This is a genomic window from Peptoclostridium litorale DSM 5388 (assembly GCF_900141635.1).
Taxonomy (GTDB): domain Bacteria; phylum Bacillota; class Clostridia; order Peptostreptococcales; family Peptostreptococcaceae; genus Peptoclostridium; species Peptoclostridium litorale.
Map to the genome: position 1 here is coordinate 73617 of NZ_FSRH01000001.1, position 20103 is coordinate 93719.

Annotated in this window: 14 protein-coding genes and 1 riboswitch; of the genes, 4 read left to right on the forward strand and 10 right to left on the reverse strand. The window is 42.5% G+C overall.

Annotated elements, in window-relative coordinates; genetic code table 11:
* The first annotated feature begins 10 nt into the window (after positions 1 to 10).
* Together BUQ87_RS00335 and BUQ87_RS00340 are read left to right on the forward strand one after the other, a co-directional pair.
* The gene (locus tag BUQ87_RS00335; protein WP_038261253.1) at positions 11 to 2191 is read left to right on the forward strand and encodes a DNA topoisomerase III; all 2181 of its coding nucleotides are present in this window, start codon (positions 11 to 13) and stop codon (positions 2189 to 2191) included.
* A gap of 402 nt (positions 2192 to 2593) precedes the next feature.
* Positions 2594 to 3379: a peptidoglycan-binding domain-containing protein gene (locus BUQ87_RS00340; protein WP_052635869.1), complete on the forward strand. Its 786-nt coding sequence runs from the start codon at positions 2594 to 2596 to the stop codon at positions 3377 to 3379.
* Positions 3380 to 3768: 389 nt separating this feature from the next.
* On the opposite strand, the gene BUQ87_RS00345 is transcribed toward BUQ87_RS00340, so the two are convergent.
* Both BUQ87_RS00345 and BUQ87_RS00350 read right to left on the reverse strand, forming a co-directional pair.
* Positions 3769 to 4038, reverse strand: a complete 270-nt coding sequence (locus BUQ87_RS00345; RefSeq protein WP_038261250.1) for a hypothetical protein — start codon at positions 4036 to 4038, stop codon at positions 3769 to 3771.
* Positions 4039 to 5086: 1048 nt separating this feature from the next.
* Entirely contained in the window at positions 5087 to 5476 is a 390-nt protein-coding gene (locus BUQ87_RS00350) for a DUF302 domain-containing protein (RefSeq protein ID WP_038261248.1), read from the reverse strand.
* A 187-nt stretch (positions 5477 to 5663) separates the two neighbouring features.
* Between BUQ87_RS00350 and BUQ87_RS00355 the strand changes: the two genes are divergently transcribed.
* On the forward strand, positions 5664 to 7670 hold the full coding sequence (locus BUQ87_RS00355) for a copper-translocating P-type ATPase (RefSeq protein WP_052635868.1): 2007 nt from the start codon (positions 5664 to 5666) through the stop codon (positions 7668 to 7670).
* 81 nt (positions 7671 to 7751) lie between these two features.
* Here BUQ87_RS00355 and BUQ87_RS00360 read toward each other — a convergent pair whose 3' ends face one another.
* From BUQ87_RS00360 to BUQ87_RS00380, 6 genes are all read right to left on the reverse strand, one after another.
* A complete protein-coding gene (locus tag BUQ87_RS00360) occupies positions 7752 to 8234 on the reverse strand; it encodes a hypothetical protein (protein ID WP_038261246.1) in 483 nt (160 codons plus the stop codon).
* A 221-nt stretch (positions 8235 to 8455) separates the two neighbouring features.
* Positions 8456 to 8546: riboswitch (cyclic di-GMP riboswitch) on the reverse strand.
* A 130-nt stretch (positions 8547 to 8676) separates the two neighbouring features.
* A complete protein-coding gene (locus tag BUQ87_RS00365; RefSeq protein WP_038261243.1) occupies positions 8677 to 10029 on the reverse strand; it encodes a sigma-54-dependent transcriptional regulator in 1353 nt (450 codons plus the stop codon).
* Positions 10019 to 11101: a two-component system sensor histidine kinase NtrB gene (locus tag BUQ87_RS00370; RefSeq protein ID WP_038261240.1), complete on the reverse strand. Its 1083-nt coding sequence runs from the start codon at positions 11099 to 11101 to the stop codon at positions 10019 to 10021. Before BUQ87_RS00370 ends, BUQ87_RS00365 begins: the two co-directional genes overlap by 11 nt.
* Before the next feature lie 139 nt (positions 11102 to 11240).
* Complete coding sequence (locus tag BUQ87_RS15635; protein ID WP_278309021.1) at positions 11241 to 11360, reverse strand: LDCC motif putative metal-binding protein; 120 nt, start codon at positions 11358 to 11360, stop codon at positions 11241 to 11243.
* A gap of 90 nt (positions 11361 to 11450) precedes the next feature.
* A complete protein-coding gene (locus BUQ87_RS00375) occupies positions 11451 to 13142 on the reverse strand; it encodes an urease accessory protein UreH domain-containing protein (RefSeq protein ID WP_052635867.1) in 1692 nt (563 codons plus the stop codon).
* Positions 13143 to 13154: 12 nt separating this feature from the next.
* A complete protein-coding gene (locus BUQ87_RS00380) occupies positions 13155 to 15614 on the reverse strand; it encodes a heavy metal translocating P-type ATPase (protein ID WP_038261237.1) in 2460 nt (819 codons plus the stop codon).
* Positions 15615 to 16058: 444 nt separating this feature from the next.
* Between BUQ87_RS00380 and BUQ87_RS00385 the strand changes: the two genes are divergently transcribed.
* Entirely contained in the window at positions 16059 to 16568 is a 510-nt protein-coding gene (locus tag BUQ87_RS00385) for a ferritin family protein (RefSeq protein ID WP_038261233.1), read from the forward strand.
* Between the two features lie 89 nt (positions 16569 to 16657).
* Here the strand turns inward: BUQ87_RS00385 and BUQ87_RS00390 are convergent, their stop codons facing one another.
* Together BUQ87_RS00390 and BUQ87_RS00395 are read right to left on the reverse strand one after the other, a co-directional pair.
* Positions 16658 to 18253 (reverse strand): sensor domain-containing diguanylate cyclase, encoded by a 1596-nt coding sequence (locus BUQ87_RS00390; protein ID WP_159434242.1) that lies wholly within the window; start codon positions 18251 to 18253, stop codon positions 16658 to 16660.
* Positions 18254 to 18554: 301 nt separating this feature from the next.
* The gene (locus tag BUQ87_RS00395; RefSeq protein ID WP_038261229.1) at positions 18555 to 20012 is read right to left on the reverse strand and encodes a hypothetical protein; all 1458 of its coding nucleotides are present in this window, start codon (positions 20010 to 20012) and stop codon (positions 18555 to 18557) included.
* Positions 20013 to 20103: the final 91 nt, after the last annotated feature.

The following is a 20103-nucleotide window of genomic DNA, read 5'->3' on the forward strand; positions in this document are numbered from 1 at the left end:
GGTTTTGAAAATGGGAAAGACATTAGTTCTGGCCGAAAAGCCATCTGTTGCAGCGGACATAGCAAAGGTTTTAGGCTGCAGCAAGAAGAGCAAGTGCCATATGGAAGGCGGCAAGTATATTGTAACCTGGGCTTTTGGACACCTTGTAACACTTGCGGATCCGGAAAGCTACGGCGAAAGGTATAAGAGCTGGAGGCTTGAGGATCTTCCAATAATCCCCGACAGGCCGAAACTCGAGGTGATCAGGCAAAGCTCAAGGCAGTACAGTGCTGTAAAGGAGCAGATGCACAGGAAGGACGTATCTGAAATAGTCATAGCGACAGATGCCGGAAGAGAAGGCGAGCTTGTTGCAAGACTTATAATAGAAAAGGCCAACGTCAAAAAGAGGATAAAAAGGCTTTGGATATCGTCAGTTACAGATAGGGCCATAAAGGAAGGCTTTGAAAAGCTGAAGCCTGGCAGTGAGTATGACAATCTGTATGCATCTGCAATGGCAAGGGCTGAATCCGACTGGATAGTGGGAATAAACGCTACAAGGGCGCTTACATGCAGGCATAACGCCCAGCTTTCATGCGGAAGGGTCCAGACTCCGACTCTTGGGATAATAGCCCAAAGGGATGATGAGATAAGGAATTTCAAGCCGAAACAATACTACGGGATATCAGTGTCTGCCGGGGGGTTGAGCTGGACTTGGAAAGACGAGAAGAGCGGACAGACAAGGACATTTGACATACAAAAGCGTGACAAAACTGTAAACTCAATATCAGGGAGGCTTGGAAGGGTCAGTGAGGCCAAAAGCGCGCATAAAAAGGTGTTTTCTCCAAAGCTTTACGACCTCACTGAGCTTCAAAGAGATGCCAACAGAATATTCGGATATTCTGCAAAAGAGACACTTTCGATAATGCAGCGGCTTTATGAAAACCACAAGCTCCTGACATATCCCAGAACTGACTCGAGATATATAACAAGCGACATGGTGGAAACGCTAAAAGACAGGATACGAGCATGTGGTGTGGGGCCTTACAGAAAGTTTGCAGCATCTCTTTTGAAAAGGCCGGTAAATGGAAACAAGTCATTTGTGGACAACAGCAAGGTTTCAGACCACCATGCAATAATCCCGACTGAGGAGCCTGTGTTTTTAAGCGGCCTCAGTGCAAGTGAGCAGAGGATATATGACCTTGTGGTCAAAAGATTTATGTCCGTAATGTTTCCTCCTTTCGAGTACGAGCAAAAGACACTCACAATGGAAATTGAAGGATGTAGATTCGAAGCAAGGGGAAAGCTTGTGACAAACACTGGATGGAAGGACATATATTCAAATGAGCTTGAAGAAGACGACGAAGATGGAATTTCAGACCAGACATTGCCCCATATAGACAAAGGGGACAGCGTGAGAATAGAAAAAATATCACCTACACAGGGGCATACAAGTCCACCCCCTTACTTCAGCGAGGGAACACTCCTGTCAGCTATGGAAAACCCGGCAAAATACATGAACACAGAGAGTAAGGAGCTCATAAAGACCATAGGAGAGACAGGTGGACTTGGAACTGTTGCAACAAGGGCAGACATAATAGAAAAGCTGTTTTCAAGCTTTCTTATTGAAAAAAAGGGAAATGAAATACAAATAACAGGCAAGGGAAGACAGCTTCTTGAGCTTGTACCAAATGACATAAAATCGCCGACTCTTACGGCTCAATGGGAGAGAAAGCTTTCACATATTGCAAAGGGCAGCCTCAAGAAAGAAGCCTTTATAAGCGAAATGAAGGGCTATGCAAAGGAGATTGTGGGCGAGATAAAGTCGAGCAGCCATAACTTCAAGCATGACAATATGACTAAGAACAAATGCCCTGAGTGCGGGAAATACATGCTCGAAGTCAACGGAAAAAGAGGAAAGATGCTAGTGTGCCAGGACAGGGAGTGCGGACATAGAAAAGGCGTGGCAAAAAAGACTAATGCTAGATGCCCAAATTGCCACAAAAAGCTGGAGCTGAGAGGCGAAGGGGAAGGCAAGATATTCGTGTGTCCGTGCGGTCACAGGGAAAAGCTTTCGGCATTCAACAAGAGGAAAAAGGAAGGCGGAACCAAGGTATCCAAAAGTGATGTACAAAAATATCTTAAAAAGAACACTGACGAGGCTCCTATAAATTCGGCATTTGCGGATGCACTTGCAGGGCTCAAGCTGGACTGATAAGCGCGCATAAAATTGTGTTAATTAATGCCAGAAAGTCTGCGGCAAGCAGGCTTTTCTGGCATTTTGTGCTGTTTATATGTAAGTGTCAACTTTGTTTCCAAATCAACCATGATGGTTCCATTTTAGTGTAAGCTATACGGTAGATATACTACACTTTGTGTGGCATATCCAACAGTATATGATTATATTTTATAATTTTAATTAGATTGAAAGTCAACCTTTTCAAAAAAAATAAAAACTTTATCTCAAAAATCCCACTATATCAATATGTTTAATATCAAAATAGGGTTCCGTTTTGATGGTTAAAGAGCAGATGTATTATTGGCATGTAAATTGCTTTATTAATACACTGTGTATATCATATTTTTAATATATGACTTTTCAAAACAGGAGGACATAATGAATAAGAAAAGATTAATTGTGGGAATCATAAGTATTGCCCTGTTATCCCAGCCCGTTGCATTGACCAATTCTCATGCCACCGGCCAGACATATAATTCAACTACATTGAAAATGGGCATGCATGGTCAATCGGTTGAAGACCTGCAACTTAAGTTAAAAGAATTGGGATATTTCAATCATAGGACAACCGGCTATTTTGGCAGTATCACCCAAAAAGCTGTATTGAAACTGCAAAAGGATTATAATTTGACGGCTGACGGCATTGTAGGCAAGAGCACACATGAAGTGATTTCAGGCGATAAAAAGAATATTTTGGTATCTAGGGGATCCAGCAGAATTAAACCAATAGAAGAGTGGACCTGGTTCGGAAAAATAACAGACATACTGCCAAGGGGAACTGTATATAGAGTTACGGATATTCAAACCGGCAAATCTTTTAATGTAAAGCGTACCTATGGAACCAACCATGCGGATTCTGAAACACTAACCAAGGAAGACACTCTGATTATGAAAGAAATATACGGTGACGCTTGGTCTTGGATGAGGAGGCCCATCATCGTTGAAGTCGGCAATTATAAGCTTGCGGCTTCAATGGCTGGAATGCCCCATGGTGCTGATTTTATAGGGGATAATAATATGAAAGGGCATTTTGATGTACACTTTCTCAAGAGCAAGACACATGGTACAAATCGCATAAACCCAGACCATCAAAAAGCTATTCGCAAAGCTCAAATATTTTTAAACAAACAGTTGAGCCTAAATTCTGATGGAAGTCAAAGCTAATATCTATAACGTTTTTATTTTCTTTAAAACAACCTTTCAAAAAGTCATATAAAGCAGCGTATCCGCTGCTTTATATTGATTTGCCTCGAAATTCTCTTCAACCTTGATCTGGCTTGTTTCATTTCAGAATCACTCCTCTCTTTTACTGCAGTGGTTTCGGCTGTGTCCTCCCATCAGTTAGTTAATAGTGAAGCCTTGCATTTTAATCTTTTTTAAATCAAATTTACTAATGCATTCTCAATTTATTTTACAGTAACATTCATGCCAGCTTTCAGGACTGGTTTTATGGCGGCATCATATTCGTTATTTTAAAAGCCTCAGGCATTTTCGTCCGAGGCTTTTAAAATTTTTATATCTATTTACATCTTATTGCATCGCAGTCATGTCCCCTACTCATTGGCACTGTTGTTCTTATCCCCACAGCAAGTTCCACTGTTTCCTGATTTTCTCATCATCAAAATCATACCTACATGCATCAATGGGCATATCAAGAATGCAAGAGATGATAATATTCCGCTTCTAATACCAAACAGAGGCAATCCCGCTATAATTACAATAGGCAGCAAGCAGCACAACATCATCAGCAGGCCGTGTTTCATATGATTTTTTGACTCCCCGTTATTATTTCCAAGCTGGTTTTTTTTGTTTAAATTTATCATTTTGTTTCCTCCTTATGATCTCTATTGTATAAAGTAATAGGCCCAAGGCCCCGCCACATCAATTGCCTGCCTCATGGTAATCCCTGGTGTGAAACTATCTGCAGGTTTCCGAAATGGAATATTCTTCCTTGTATACCAAAAGGCAAATAAAACACCTCCGATAATCCCCCTATATCCCTCCTCCCTGAGTAAAAATATAATATAGTCTAGCACCTATTATAGAGTCCAAAATCATATATATGGAAATGTCCATAATTTAAGCCCTTTCCGCTCCCTTCATAGTAATCCAAAACCCCACTGACATTCCCAAGCCAATGGTTGTGCCTAGAAAATAAATGCTAAAATGCCCAATTCTACAAAGCTCTTTCAAAAAAATCCTCATATCGTCACATATCCACTTATATGTTTAAGCAAATTTCATGCCAACATGAAATATGCCTGTGTTTTTCAATATATGCGTAAATTTTTCAATTGCCGCGAGATTTTTTCGTGTCAAATAACACACCTCTTATGTCATCTGCCACTATAAAATCTATTGCTGTCTCAATGAAAATCGCAAACACCAAACAAATATTCGTTATGCATTTTTAAATTCGAGACCGTATATTTGGGTACTCTAGTAATATATTTAATTCTTAAGGTTTTATTTTGTAATGGATTTTGTTTTTAGATGAGTATACTGAAAGTCCGCTTAATAGCTGCAGCATATTTATAGCTTGCGACGCAGCTGGTGCAAAGCAGGTCTATTCACTGGGGAAAGTTTAATATACATGCTATTTACTAAACCTTTTTAAAACAGAAAGGAACATTATCATGGAGATAAAACCTGTGCTCAAATTCACTCTATAAAAATCACTTTTTCCAAAAAAGATTGTTCCCGCTGGCTTAATTCTGAAAAAGCAATGATTCTTATTAAAGCTCAATCTTCAAATTCAAAAAACCTATACAAAGTATAGGTTTCAAGTGTATATAACTATATATGAACTCGCATATAGTCTAAAACAAATAATGTTGTTATTTAATATCTAGACCACACATATATTCAGACTTATTTAGAAGCATCTTGAATAGCTTTTTTCAAGTCAGATTCAACATCCTTAGCCATGTCATACAAACTCTCATCCCCAAGCAGTTCCATAAGTTTTTCAGGGCGCACCATGCCGATATACATGCCGTCATCCTTTTCATAGACAACAACTTTACACGGTAAAAGGTAAGAGACTTCTATGTTTTTTTCAAGAATTTTGCTGGCAATTGCAGGGTTGCATACCTCAAGTATTTTGACGTCACCACCGAATTCAAATCCCTTTTCTGCAAGCTTTTCTTTGAAATTGACCTCCCATAAAACTCCGAATTTGTATTTCTCCAGATGTTCCTTTACTGATTTGATAGCCTCTTCAAATGACTTATTAGTCCTGACTTCATAATTCATTTCCATCTGACATACCCCCGTTTTATATTTATTTAAATATGGATTTACCATAAATGTTATACCCTAACAAGACAAATATAATAACAATAAAAACAAGGAATTTTATTAGAATGGAAATTCAAGACACTTTTTACTGGGTATGTATTCACTATAAATTCACCTATAAAACTGGAGATTTTAAGGAGGTGTCATAATGCAGCACAGCCATAGCATGCACAATCATGGAGGAGATAAACATTCACACCACGAAGAACACGACCACATAGCCCACCATGAAATGATGATTGAGGACTTTAAAAAGAGATTTTATGTATCAATTGTAGTAACAATTCCAATATTAATTCTTTCCCCTATAATACAAGAGTGGTTTGGTTTTAAGGTTGAATTTTACGGAAGCAGTTATGTACTCTTCTTGCTTGCATCTTTTTTGTTTTTCTATGGAGGCTGGCCGTTTCTTACAGGGCTGTTTAACGAACTTAAGGACAAATCCCCTGGGATGATGACCCTTATAGCACTGGCCATAGCCGTGGCATACCTATACAGCAGTGCTGTTGTCTTCGGACTTGAAGGAAAGCTCTTCTTTTGGGAACTGGCGACTTTGATTGATGTCATGCTACTGGGCCACTGGATTGAAATGAAATCTGTGGTAAGCGCCTCAAACGCCCTCAAAAAACTGGCCGAGCTTATGCCTGACGAGGCTCATCTGCTAAAGGGATCAGATATCGTGGATATCAGTGTAAGTGAGCTTTCCGAGGGAGACATCGTGCTTATCAGACCCGGAGAAAAGGTTCCAGGAGACGGCGTTATTGTAAAGGGCAGGAGTTATGTCGATGAGTCCATGCTGACGGGAGAATCCGTACCCGTTGAGAAAAAGGAAAACGACGGACTTATAGGAGGCTCTATTAACGTGGATGGCTCCCTTGAAATGCAGGTGAAAAACACCGGTGAGAATTCATACCTTTCAAAAGTCATAAACCTGGTGAGGGAGGCGCAAAAGTCAAAATCAAAAACACAGCTTCTGGCTGACAAGGCCGCATTCTGGCTTACTATGATAGCATTGACCGTAGGATTTTCAACTCTTGCAGCATGGCTTTCAGTCGGACAGAGCATTACATTTGCCATAGAGAGGATGGCTACCGTTATGGTTATTACATGTCCCCATGCACTTGGACTTGCCATTCCGCTCGTTGTCGCCATGTCCACGTCCCTTTCCGCAAAAAACGGTCTGCTCATTAAAAACAGGACCGCTTTTGAAAACGCCAGGAATATAAGCATTGTAGTATTTGACAAGACAGGTACGCTGACAGAAGGAAAATTCGGGGTCAGCTCAGTCAAAAGCTCTGATACTGGCTATGGCGAAAAGGAAATAATACAATTTGCATCGGCCCTTGAAAAAAGCTCTGAACACCCTATTGCCCGTGGGATTTTAGACAGAGCTCAGGAACTTGGGCTTTCCGTTCCCGATGTTTCAGACTTTGAAGCAATAAAAGGAAAAGGAGTAAAGGGAATTGTCGATGGAAAAAAGGTAAAAGTCGTAAGCCCCGGGTACCTGAAGGAAGCGGGTATCGATATTCCAGATCACGCGAAAGACGAACAGCTTACAGTCGTATTTGTGCTGAAGGATGAAAAGATAATAGGAACAATAAGCCTCTCAGACAGAATAAGAGAGGATTCATATGATGCGATTCAAAAACTGAAAGAACTGGGAATTAAATGCTGGATGCTTACTGGCGATAACAATCAGATAGCCAAGAAGGTACATGACGAGCTGAATCTCGACGGCTATTTCGCCGAAGTGCTTCCCCACGAAAAACTTGAAAAAATAAAAGAGCTTCAATCCCAAAATGAATACGTAGCCATGACTGGAGACGGTGTAAATGACGCCCCTGCACTTGCCCAGGCTGATGTGGGTATTGCCATAGGCTCTGGAACAGACATTGCAGCAGAAACAGCGGATATAATACTTGTGGAGAGCAACCCGAAAGACGTCACATCGCTTATAATCTTTGGAAGAGCCACATACAAAAAAATGATACAAAACCTGGTATGGGCTACAGGATACAACCTGTTCGCCATACCGCTCGCGGCAGGTGTCTTTTACAGGTGGGGGATTATAATTTCCCCGGCAGTCGGGGCGATACTCATGTCTTTAAGCACAGTAATTGTTGCAATCAACGCAAAACTTTTGAAGGTGGATTAATTACAAATCCCTGAAAATTCATTGAATGAATTTTCAGGGATTTGTAGTGTTGAGTAGTTCATATGCAAATTGAATTATATATTAAGGTGAATATGGAGTTTCATAGTTTGGTATGAATTCGTAGTCTATTCCAGGTGTTACTTCATGACTAAACTGTGGCGCAGGACCGCCGTCCAAAGTAAATGATGTCCTAGCGGTGTGTTTCAACCACACAACTTTTGTTGGGTGGGGATCTCCACCGTCTACTTCAACTAACTCATGATAGTGTGTATAGCCTTTGGCTGCATACTCTTCGGATTTTTCTTCTGTCCAAGTGTCTATTATTCCATGCACTATATAGAGCAGTTCGCCATCGGGCGCATCTGATGACCACCACTGTGGTGCGCCGAAAGGCCCGGTGTTATAGTGCTTGCCGACAAGCTGCTTTTTGCCCGCAATTACCCAGTAGTGGCCCGGAACGTCTGTTTCTCCGTTAGGACCGTCTGGAGCACCGTCAAGATAGTACTCTTCGCCATCGACTTCGACTACTATCCCGTGTACAAATCCCTTATTTTGGCCTGCCAATTATGTAGTAGCAGTTATCGCCAGTAGCAATATGGTCAAAATAGTCAACGGTAACATTTTGCGTTTCATAAAGACATCTCCTTTCATACTTATTTAGCATAGTTATGAACAATATAATCTAGTTGCGTAGAACGAGTAAAGTCAAACTTTCCAATTTAAAATTCTATACCTCCCTTTTTTAAATAATTTGAAATAGTGGCATATAAAAAGGCTGCCATAAATATGGCAGCCAGGCGATCATAGAATAGTTGAATTTACTTTAGACCCTTAGCTTTGCGTCCTCATCTTTCGACAAGTTTGCCTTTTCATAAAAAATAATATTTTTTTAAATATTTTCATATTATACATTTTACCCACTTCAGTATATCCCTAACATCTTTTTATACAACCCAGGGCATTATTTTAAAACTGCGGCAGCTATAAAATAAAAAAACACCTTCACTTATTGTCTTGTATCGTATTTTTCCATCCTGTATATAAGTGTATGCCTCGTTATCCCAAGCAGCTTTGCCGCCTTAGTCTGGTTTCCGCCAGAAGCCTGTAGAGCCTGGACTATAAAGCTTTTTTCCACTTTTTCAAGATCTATTCCCGACTTAGGAAGCGCAAATTCGAAATCCTCTCCACCTGCTCGCAATAGCTCAATAGGAAGGTCCTCCACCCCTACAGTGTCGCTTTCACATAAGATTACGATTCTTTCTATGAGGTTTTCAAGTTCACGTATGTTTCCCTTCCATTTGTATTTTTCCATTGCCTCTACGGCTTTCGAGTCAATTTCCAGTTTGTCCATGCTCATCTTTTTAGAATACTTTTTAAGGAAGTGCTCTATCAAAAGTGGTATGTCCTCGGCCCTTTCCCGAAGTGCAGGCATGGCAATCGGTATTACATTTAGCCTGTAGTAAAGATCCTCCCTGAATAGCCCATCTTCCACCATCTTCTCAAGGTCTTTGTTTGTAGCTGCAATTATTCTCACATCTACGCCTAAGGACTCCGTTCCACCGACTCTTTCAATTTCCATTTCCTGGAGCACCCTGAGAAATTTCACCTGCATTGCCAGGGGCAACTCCCCGACCTCGTCAAGGAATATGCTGCCCCCGTCAGCCCTTTCAAACTTTCCAATCTTCCTTGCGGCAGCTCCCGTAAACGCGCCTTTTTCATATCCGAATAGTTCGCTTTCCAGAAGGTTTTCTGGGATTGAGCCGCAGTTAACCTTGACATACGGACCGCTTTTCCTCTTGCTTCTATAGTGTATGGCATTTGCAAGAAGCTCCTTGCCCGTGCCGCTTTCCCCTGTTATCAAAACCGTGGCGTCGCTTTTTGAAACCTTGTCAACAAGTTCGAATACATCTTTCATTTTTTGGCTCTTTCCTATTATGACCTGCTTTTCCTTGCTCTTTATCTCTCCCGTCAGAAAGTCCACGGTATCCTTGAGTTTTTCCACGTCAAGAGCCTTTTTGATTGTTATTTTCAGCTCCTCGACGTCAAACGGCTTTGATATATAATCTAATGCGCCTATCTTCATGGCCTCTATGGCGGAATCTACGCTTCCGTGAGCCGTTATCATTATCACTGAGACTTTCTGGCTTATGCTTTTTATCTGCCTCAAAGCCTCCATTCCATCCATTCCTGGCATCTTGAGATCCAGTATCACCAGCTGAGGCATATTTTCTTTGAATTTTTCCAAGGCCTCCATTCCGTCAGAAGCCGTGATTATGTCGTAATCCTCTTTTTTCAGGGCCGCCTTTATTGCCCACAGCATGTTTTTTTCATCGTCTGCAACAAGTATTTTATTTCTCATATTCAGCCTCCTCACCAGCATCTACAGGCAAGCTTATTAAAAACACAGTCCCACTGCTGTCGCTTTTCTCCAATATTATCTGTCCGCCGTGTTCATCTATTATGCTGTACACTATGGAAAGGCCTAGGCCCGTCCCCTTGTCCTTTGTAGTGTAGAACGGATCGAATATCCTGTCTCTTATATCATCTGGTACTCCTTTGCCACTGTCAGTTATGTGGATTTGGGCCATGCCGTCATTTTCATCTGCCAGAATCTCTATAGTGCCTCCCGACGGCATCGCTTCTATGGAATTGAATATTATGTTTATAAATGCCTGTTTCAGCTTTTCTATGTCGGCATTAATGCTTATATCTCGCACAATATCTGATTTTATCTGGACATTGTGCTTTCCTGCATATTTTGTAGCTATCATGAGCACCTCATCTACCACTCTGCCCAGACTGACACTCTTTTTATGGGATATTCCAGGCTTTGCGAAGTCAAGCAAACTCTTTATGACAGCATTGGCCCTGTCCACCTCGTGTATTATTATCTCGACGCCTTCGCTGGCCTCTTTATCGTGAATGTCAGGAAGTATGGTCTGAGCGATTGTCTTTATTATTCCAAGCGGATTTCTTATTTCATGAGCCACGCCGGAGGCAAGCTCTCCCACCGCCGAAAGCTTTTCAGCCCTTCGCACCTGTTCCTCAAGCCTGGTGAGCTGATCTATCTGACTGCTCAGCTCAGCTTTTTTCTTGTAGTCCGATTCCACCAGAAATCCGGTAATACTTCCAATGCCTATGAACATAACCATTTCAAGAAGCTGGTTTAAAATCCCAACCCCCTGAGCGTCGCAACAGTTTATGTGCGGAAATAGGAAATGGGGCGCATATGCCGCCGATATTATTATGCTGCACAATACTCCTCCCTTTAGCCTGAACCTGAATGCAGCCATTATGAGAGGAATATAGTAAAGTCTCCTCAAAAAATCATGTATGTCCCATCTCCATGTGGCGGTGTAGTAGTGGGCGAACGTTATTGCCATTATGGCCGCCCCCAAAAATGCGGCGTCCCTTATGTCCCTCTTTCTCACAGAATCTCCCCTCTTTTCTTATTTAAAAGCATTTCAAATGACAAGTCTCATTTGATTCTACATTTTCCCTAATACCCATTGTATCACACAAGACTCATACATACTGTAGCATATGACACTGTAGCTGCGTCATATGGTGCTATTTGCTTTGGCTCGGATTTTGGGAATTAAGCCTGCAACAGTCCAGCCTTTCACTCCCGAGGCTTTTTTTGTTCGCCTTCTCAAGCTTTTTTAGAAAATTTTCAAACCACTTTTTCAAATCAAACACCTTCCTTTCCAATAAAACAGGCCGCAGTCCAGAAGGAGTATTTATTCCATCCGGACTGCAAGGCAACTGCATCAAAACATACTACAGTGAATCCAAATCCACATTTTCTATATCGTCGACCACTACAATCCTCCCCTGAAGCATTCCCATCCAGCATGTGAATCGAATCTCACCTGTGGCGTTAGGTGTGAACCTCACCTCTTTCTTCCCTTTTTCCACATCGATTGAAACGTCTGTCCCGGGAATGGTTATGGTTTTGTTGCAGTAGCTTATCTCGTCCCCGTATATTTCCCATGTCACAGGTATGTCCTTTTGTACCACAAGCACATTCGGAGAAAAGCCGTCCCAGCCTACATTCATCTTAACGGTCTGTCCTTCCCCGTCCATTTCTGCAATTGCCGCTTCGCTTTCGCCCTGTGCGCCGCAGCATCCTCCAAAGCCTCCCCCTGCATATTCATCATCGGCTTCAAATGAGCTTTCGTCAATACTGGAAGTGTCATTCACGGCGTATATTTTAGTCGTGACCATTCCCATCCAGCAGCTTATGGTTATGGCGCCTTCACTGTCTGGAGTGAATTCGATTATATTTTCTTCCATAATGTCGACCTCCACGCCGTACTGGGGAATCGATATTGGATTGTTGCATCCGTTGATATTTTGTGCATCTACATTTATCCTTACGGGAGTACCCACCGTTACTATCTGGGCGTCAACATCGTAGCCGTAGGCGGTTACTGCCATGTTCAAAGTTTGAACCCCGTTTTCGATTTCTGCAACTTGGGCGTTTTTTTGCTCCTGCGCAAATTCCAGTGAAATCCCTGACAGCGCCATGCCCCTTCCGGTCATTATCACTCCAAGTGCAATTACCATTGCGCCGCTGAGCTTTGCAACTTTATTGCCCAGACCCTTTCCGATTACCGAGGTTACAGCGCCAAACCCGAGCATTAGCGGGACAGTGCCGAGACTGAACAAGAACATTGCCGTAGCGCCCCTGAGCACGCTTCCCGTTCCAAGAGCGTAAATCTGCATCGTCTGGAGCGGTCCGCACGGCATGAGTCCGTTTGCCAGCCCCACATAAAACGGCGTGAAGGGGCTTTTTTTGAGTATTCCAGTCCCTCCTGGCACAAACTTTGAAATCCTGATACTTAAAAAGTCGGGAAGGGATATGACCCCCAGCATCCTCATCCCCATAAGAACCATAAGCATGCCGGCCAAAATTGCAACTGCGCCCTTTAGCTGTCCCGAGGGTGTCAACACCTGTCCTATGGCCCCGGCCGCGGCGCCGACAATGGTATAGGAAACCACTCTCCCGGCATTGTACAGCAGCGAAGGTTTTATATTGCCCGTCTTGCCGCCGCTTCCAATGCCATGTGAAACGGCTATGCCGCCGCACATGGCAATGCAGTGGACAGAAGTAACCAGCCCGGCTGTGAATATCAGCCCATATCCCATTTGCTCGCTTATCTGAGGAATATAGTTGAATCCTATGGTATTTTTTACAATGTAGTAGAGTCCAAATAGAATTGCAGCGAGTGCGAAAGTTTTCCTTTTAGAGTCGTTGGGCTTTTCAAGCACACAATATCCCATCTGCCCTATGGCCTCCTTAAAAACCGTCCGATCCAGATTCTCATCATCATATTCAACCGAAACAGTCCCTTTCCCAAAGCTTGCATCTACACTTTTGACGCCTTCTATTTGCAGCAGTTCTTCCTCAATTATGCCCTCACAGCTTCCGCACACCATGCCGCCTACATTAAAAGTCTCTTTTTGCAATTGACTCGCCCCCTAATTCATTTTGGACGGCTTAAACGCCTTTAGCCTGAGTGCGTTGCTAAGCACTGAAACTGAACTCAAAGACATCGCCGCGGCTGCAAACATCGGGTTCATCTTGGGCCCTCCAAATGCATAAAGAAGCCCTGCTGCAACAGGTATTCCCGCAGTATTGTAGGCAAAAGCCCAAAAAAGGTTCTGTTTTATGTTCTTTATTGTGGCCCTGCTCAACTCTATAGCTGTTACAACATCCATGATGTCGCTTTTCATAAGCACTATGTCCGCGGATTCTATTGCCACATCAGTTCCCGAACCTATGGCCATCCCCACATTCGACTGGGCCAGAGCCGGTGCGTCGTTTATTCCGTCCCCCACCATGGCAACCTTTACGCCCTGGCCTTGAAGCTTTTTCACCTCGTTTGCCTTGTCCTGCGGAAGCACTTCCGCAAGCACTATGTCTATTCCCACCTGCCTTGCTATGGCATCGGCAGTTCTTTTATTGTCCCCCGTTATCATAGCAATCTTTATACCCATGCCATGGAGCTTTTTTATTGCCTCAAAGCTGCTTTCCTTCACAGTGTCCGCAACTGCTATTATTCCCGCGAGCTTTCCGCCTGCAGCCATGAACATAGGCGTCTTTCCTTCTTCGGCCAATTTATCAGATTCTTCCTGAAGCGAAACAGTTATATTCCTTTCATCCATCAGCCTTTTATTTCCAAGAAGTATTTCTTTCCCTTCTATGGATACCTGTATTCCTCGTCCCGGTATTGCCTTGAAAGCCTCGACCTTTTTAAATTCAATTCCTTTGATTTGAGCCTCTATGACTATAGCTTCGCCAAGAGGATGCTCAGAGCCTTTTTCAGCAGAGCCCGCAAGTCCCAGAATTTTGTCCTGTGAGTATGTCCCAGCCGATACAATGTCCGTAACCTGGGGCTTGCCCTGGGTTATAGTCCCGGTCTTATCAAACACAACAGTGCCTATTTTATGAGTGGTTTCAAGAGGCTCTCCGCCTTTTATAAGGACTCCGCATTCCGCACCTTTTCCCGTACCCACCATTATTGCCGTAGGCGTAGCAAGCCCCAGCGCACAAGGACAAGCTATTACAAGGACTGATATGAATATTGTAAGCGCGAATGTCGCATCGCCTGAATAAAGATACCACATAAGAGCCGCTCCAGACGCCACAGCTATTACAACAGGCACAAAATACCCGGATATGACATCGGCCATTTTGGCTATTGGCGCCTTGGAGCCCTGCGCATCCTCTACAAGCTTTACTATCTGAGACAATGCCGTATCCTTCCCAACCTTTGTGGCCTTAAGCCTTATCGCCCCGTTTTTGTTCATGCTGGCCCCTATGACCGCATCTCCTGTGCTTTTTTCAACCGGTATGCTCTCCCCTGTAAGCATTGATTCGTCAACAAGCGTATATCCTTCAACAACAGTCCCGTCAACAGGTATTTTCTCTCCCGGCCTTACAAGCACTATGTCTCCAACTTCAACCTCTTCAACAGCCATTACAATTTCCTTTCCGCCGCTTATGACAATCGCCGTCTTTGGCTGAAGGCCCATAAGCTTTTTTATGGCCTCTGAAGTCTTTCCCTTTGAAACCGCCTCAAGCGATTTTCCAAGCAGTATAAGGGTGATTATGACCGCTGCCGACTCAAAGTATAGATCCTTTACATAGTGAACGTTACCGTTTGATATCTGTAAAATCGCATATATGCCGTATATTACAGCCGCCGCGGTACCTATTGCTATAAGCGAGTCCATGTTAGGGCTTTTTCTAAAGAGGGATTTGAACCCTATCGTGTAGAATTTGTTTCCTGCAATCATGACCGGTATTGTAAGAGCCAGTTGTACCACTGCAAAATTCATCGGGTTTGCCGAAGGTTCTACGAACGCTGGCACTGCAAGCCCCATCATATGTCCCATTGCGATATACAAAAGCGGCAATGTAAATATTAGCGACACTATGAACTTGAGCTTGAGGCCGCCTATCTCCCTTTGCCTTCTAATTCCTTCATCGTCCATTTTGGAAGATGAATCCATGTCCATTGGCTCATATCCCGCCTGCCTTATGACTTCCTTTATATGCGATATTCTGATTTTGTAAGGATCATAGACCACATTCGCCCTTTCAGTGGCAAAGTTCACGCTCACATCGCTTATTCCATCAAGCTTTCCTATCTTTTTCTGCGCCCCCATGGCACATGCGGCGCAGCTCATTCCGCCTATGGGAATGGTCACTTCCCTTAGTTCAATGTCATTCTGTGCTGTAAACCCGGCCTTTTTTATTACCTGCTTCATATCCTCCATTGTAATGACGGAATCCTTATATGTTACGCTCAGTTTTTCTGTGGCAAAATTTACGTTTGCATTCTCCACCCCCGGAATTCTCCCGACTGTCTTTTCGACAGCCTTTGCGCAGGCCGCACAGCTCATTCCGCCGATTTTTAACGTTTCCTGTCTCATATTAATATATTCTCCTTTTACAATTTAGTATTGTGTGTCATATGACACAGTGTATGCTTGTTTTCACACACTCAACCAGTCTGCTTAATGCATAATTTCATGGTTTCGCCGGTGAATAGCCCCCTTTCATATATCCTTATAGTATATAAAGCAATAAGCGTGCCAAAACGGATTGTTCGAACATATTGGGGGGACATTTCTCGAAAACTTGGCCGTTTAGCTGTAAAAATCCAAACAAAAAAATTTCTGGTTGCGCTTAATAATAGGGTATAAAAACAAAAACTTACAAATAACAATGATGATTCTCCTATCGATTTAGGATTTGCGGACGCACTTGCAGGGCTCGAGCTGGATTGATAAGTGCGCATGAAATTGTGAACTCTGCAGGCATATTGGGTATTGAATATCTAACAGCATATAATTACCGAAAGGAAGTGAAATTTTATGAAGGATATAAAATCTATTTTTAAATATGCAATGGGCATTGAACTGCAAGGCATTGAATTTTATAATGAAAATGCAGCAAAGCTTTCAAATGTAACGGGCAAAGCCATATTTGAAGAACTGGTTGATACGGAAAGAGAGCATTACGAATTTTTGAAGGAAGAACTTGAGCACTACGAAAAGACGGGCGCAATAAAAGCCACTAAAGAGGAACTGCTAAAGCGCATGAGAATCGAAAGGAATATGTTTGAAGATCGTGAAAAGTCTGAGCACCTAAAAGAGACAATTGTGGAGTCGGATATTCCAGACATCACAATACTCAAAATGGCATATCTTATAGAAAAAGACGCTGTTGATTTTTACAATAGAGTTGCCAGTGAAACGGAAGACGAAAATCTGAAAAACATATTTGAAATGCTTGCAAGCTGGGAGCAGGGCCATGCGGCGCTTTTTAAAAAAGAATACCAAAGGAGAATGGAAGAGTATATGAGGACTCCTTGGGGAGGGTAGCTCTGAAAATTGCCGGTGCTAAGGCCGGAAGATCTGTGATAAACAAGATCTTCTGGCCTTTTGTATTTTTCATCTTAAAAAAGTTATTTCTATATTCCTGGCTGTGAATCACTCAACTTGTTTTTTGCAAACAATGATATTATAGAAGGGTCTATTTCAACTCTGTTTCTTCCGTTATTTTTGGCCTTGTAAAGAAGCTCGTCGGCGGAACTTACCAGCTCGCTTGAGTTTTGCCCGTTCCACATGGTAAGTCCCATGCTTATTGTTATGCGAAGTCCCTTTATGTCAAACTCCTTGTCTTCTATGGATTTTCGGATTCTTTCAGCGATTTTTTCGCCGGATTCGAATGTGCAATCAGGAAGGATTATCAAGAATTCCTCTCCTCCATAGCGGCCGGCTATGTCGTTGGCTCTTATGTTTTGCCTTATTGCATCGGCACACTCTTTAAGCACCATATCGCCTACGGGGTGACCGTATACGTCGTTTACTATCTTAAACTTGTCCAAATCAGCAAGCAGCACGACAATCTGGGAACTGGATTTTTGCGCATCCTCTATGATTTTGTTAAGGAGATCATACGAATGCCTGTGGTTGTAAAGCTGCGTAAGCCCATCCGTGTAGGCAAGTATTCTAAGTTCTGAAGTCCTCTCTTCAACAAGGAGTTCAAGCTTTGAATTCATTTCTATGAGCTGAAGCTTCGACTGCTCTTTTTTGTTTATGTCTGCGACTATAGCGACGCAGCCTACAAACAGCGCCGTTGACATTATGGCTATTAGGGCCATTAATTTTAGGAAATCGTAAACGTCGCTGTGGACTTCTGCTGTCTCCTGGCTGAAGACTATATACCACTTGTCCTTTACATTCCCGTCTCCAAGGCTTATGGCTTTGCCGTAGTAGTGCTTGCTGCGCTCCAAAAGCGAGGCCTTAAAGAAATTGTTTTTGTTTTGAATTTGAGATATTATGAATGAAGATTTTTCTAAAGTATCAGCATCATCTGAGAGTATGAAATCCCTGTTTGGATGAGCTATTATCTTTGAATTCTCGTCTAGTAGGAACATGTATCCGGTACTTCCAAGCTTTGCGTTGTCTACGAACATCTTTGTGAAATAGTGCATTTGGGGTGAGATTATGGCAATTCCTATTATGCTGGAGTCATGAACTATGGGCATGCTCATGACGCAAATGGGAGTTCCCCTTAGTATGCTTGGATATATTTCGCTTATATAATATGGCTTGCCTGCAAACACTTCTTTTATATATGAATACTGAGGCCCTCCTTTCCCTATAGTCTCTCCAGCGACGGTGTCGACTAAGAACTCCCCGTAGTCAACGGATATGCTGCTGCCGTTTATTGCCCGATTCACAGGGCTTTCAAGATTTACCGCGACGGGAAGATTTTCATAGTAAGGATACCTGCTGTGAAGCTCTTTAAGGAAGTTTTCGCACTTTTCGACCTTGAGAGGGTCTTGCGGGTCAAGGCACATGTCTATGACATATTCATTTGTTGCAATGCCGGCTAAAATTCTAAGCTGATCCTGAGTCCAAAGTTCCATCATATCTGAAATTTCGGTTGTAAGCAACTCTCCAGTCTGCTTGAATTCGTATTCGCTTTGGGTTTTCATGTTATTTGCAAAGACCAAGGCGGATATTATGAATATCACGATTGTGATTGCGACTAATTTCATAAGATGCTTTACAGGCATTATATGGCTCCCTTCTAAAAATATATGGAATATGATCTGCTTTCACAAGTTTCATTGTATACTATTTGACTATTATTATATACCCTCTCGGTGTGGGGTGTAAAACGACGCATGGGGAATACTGGAAAGCCAAAAAGGTCAAAATGCCGGGCACCTCATTGTGAAAGGCCCGGCATTCTGCATTAAAAACTGCAAATTATTGGAATTGCATAGTTTACACTTGTATACAGCGGATGGAAACTCAATTTGAAACAGAGATGGATTTAATCTGATCCCATATAGTCTAGTTTTCAAGACTAAAATCCATTTTATAATCCGTAAGGTATTCAAGGCTGTATATGTCAACGAGAGAATATCCCCCCGTATTGAAGCTTTCCGTGTATTTTCCGTTCACATATATCCCAACGTCACTTTTGTATACGGGACCATCTCTTAAATTCCTGTGCTTCCCACTTCTAAGAGTGCCCGTCGTGTTAAAGTCGGTCCTCCTCTTATCTGGGTCCCACTTCATTTCAAAGCCGTAGATTACAAGGTCTTCAGCGCATATGCATGTTCCGGTCTTGTATTTGTAGACAGGTATCATTTTGTCTTTGAATACGCCTTCAAAGCTTACTTTTGCACTTCCGGCAGCTTTGAACCGCCCTATTTCTTCGCCGAATTTGTGGATTTCGAAGCTTTCCCCGGAAGACAGGTTGGCCACGGTGTCGAAAGAGTCTGAAATGACATATATATGCTTTGAATCTGAAACTTGAATTTCATCAGAATCAATACTGTCCAGTTCATGCTGCAGCTTCGAAAACACATCATAGCTTTCGACCCTCTTTTCCATGGAAAGGTCGCCGTTAAGATTGTAAAATCCATAGGAGTTTGAGTGTGAAAGCTGATCCAGCAGGGATTTCTCTGGATTTGGAGCGACAAGCATGACTACGCTTTCACCCGACATTCCAATTACGAATATGTTTTTGGTGCTGCTGTTTTGAACAATTCCGACTCCGAGCTTTTGTGAGATAAAGTCTGCGGCCGATGTCATGTTCATATCCTGATCCATTATGTATGCAGTATTGAAATAGAACACCGGATGATTGGTCTTTCCAAAGAGTATTACCGAGCCGTTTGAACATACAGTTGCGCTTTGCATTGAAAACCATGAGTCTATATTCACCTTTTTTATGCCGTAAGAGTCCTTGACATACAGGGTTCTATCGTAATAAGAATGTGGGGGAACCACTCCCGGAGGAAGGTCTTCTCTGTTTACAATTATCAATTCCTTCGAGTTTGGAAGAGGAGCTTTTCTTGCATATATGTGGGTTACCATATCTGGATTTGATGAGTCATGGTAGTTTTCAACATAGTCAACAAGCACTCCGTCGACATACAGGTTCGATCCCATTACATTGCAGTCTGCAGATTTAAAGTAAGTGCCCGAATCCGGACCGCCGTATTCATACACATTTCTCTTATAAAATGAGCCGGCGTCTTCCTTGTAAATTCCCGAAATGTTCGATTTTGGAAGCACAAACACGGGATTTTCATTTGAATGCCTTTCGCCATAGGCATCAGGATTCCAGAAGATCTCCTTGCTGTCAATGTAGATGTTGCTTTCGTCTTCTCCAATGAAACTATTAAAAAGTATTTCTGTTCCTTCGTATAAGCCACTGGAATCACAATATGCCAGGCTTATATATGCAAGGCTCATGCACATTGAAATCATAAATACGTTTAATATGGATGGCTTTTTCATTGCAATTCCCCCTTGAAATTTATGACACGAGTTTTTGTCAAAGTTGATGTACTAGTCAATTATAGCACCGCATGGATACAATATTATCCAT

Bases quoted from the DNA above. Each gene is read 5' to 3' on its own strand.
- BUQ87_RS00345 (WP_038261250.1), bottom strand. From the start codon at position 4,038: ATGATAAATTTAAACAAAAAAAACCAGCTTGGAAATAATAACGGGGAG.
- BUQ87_RS00385 (WP_038261233.1), top strand. From the start codon at position 16,059: ATGAAGGATATAAAATCTATTTTTAAATATGCAATGGGCATTGAACTG.
- BUQ87_RS00390 (WP_159434242.1), bottom strand. From the start codon at position 18,253: ATGAAATTAGTCGCAATCACAATCGTGATATTCATAATATCCGCCTTG.
- BUQ87_RS00365 (WP_038261243.1), bottom strand. From the start codon at position 10,029: ATGAGAAATAAAATACTTGTTGCAGACGATGAAAAAAACATGCTGTGG.
- BUQ87_RS00380 (WP_038261237.1), bottom strand. From the start codon at position 15,614: ATGAGACAGGAAACGTTAAAAATCGGCGGAATGAGCTGTGCGGCCTGC.
- BUQ87_RS00355 (WP_052635868.1), top strand. From the start codon at position 5,664: ATGCAGCACAGCCATAGCATGCACAATCATGGAGGAGATAAACATTCA.
- BUQ87_RS00395 (WP_038261229.1), bottom strand. From the start codon at position 20,012: ATGAAAAAGCCATCCATATTAAACGTATTTATGATTTCAATGTGCATG.
- BUQ87_RS00340 (WP_052635869.1), top strand. From the start codon at position 2,594: ATGAATAAGAAAAGATTAATTGTGGGAATCATAAGTATTGCCCTGTTA.
- BUQ87_RS00335 (WP_038261253.1), top strand. From the start codon at position 11: ATGGGAAAGACATTAGTTCTGGCCGAAAAGCCATCTGTTGCAGCGGAC.
- BUQ87_RS00350 (WP_038261248.1), bottom strand. From the start codon at position 5,476: ATGGAAATGAATTATGAAGTCAGGACTAATAAGTCATTTGAAGAGGCT.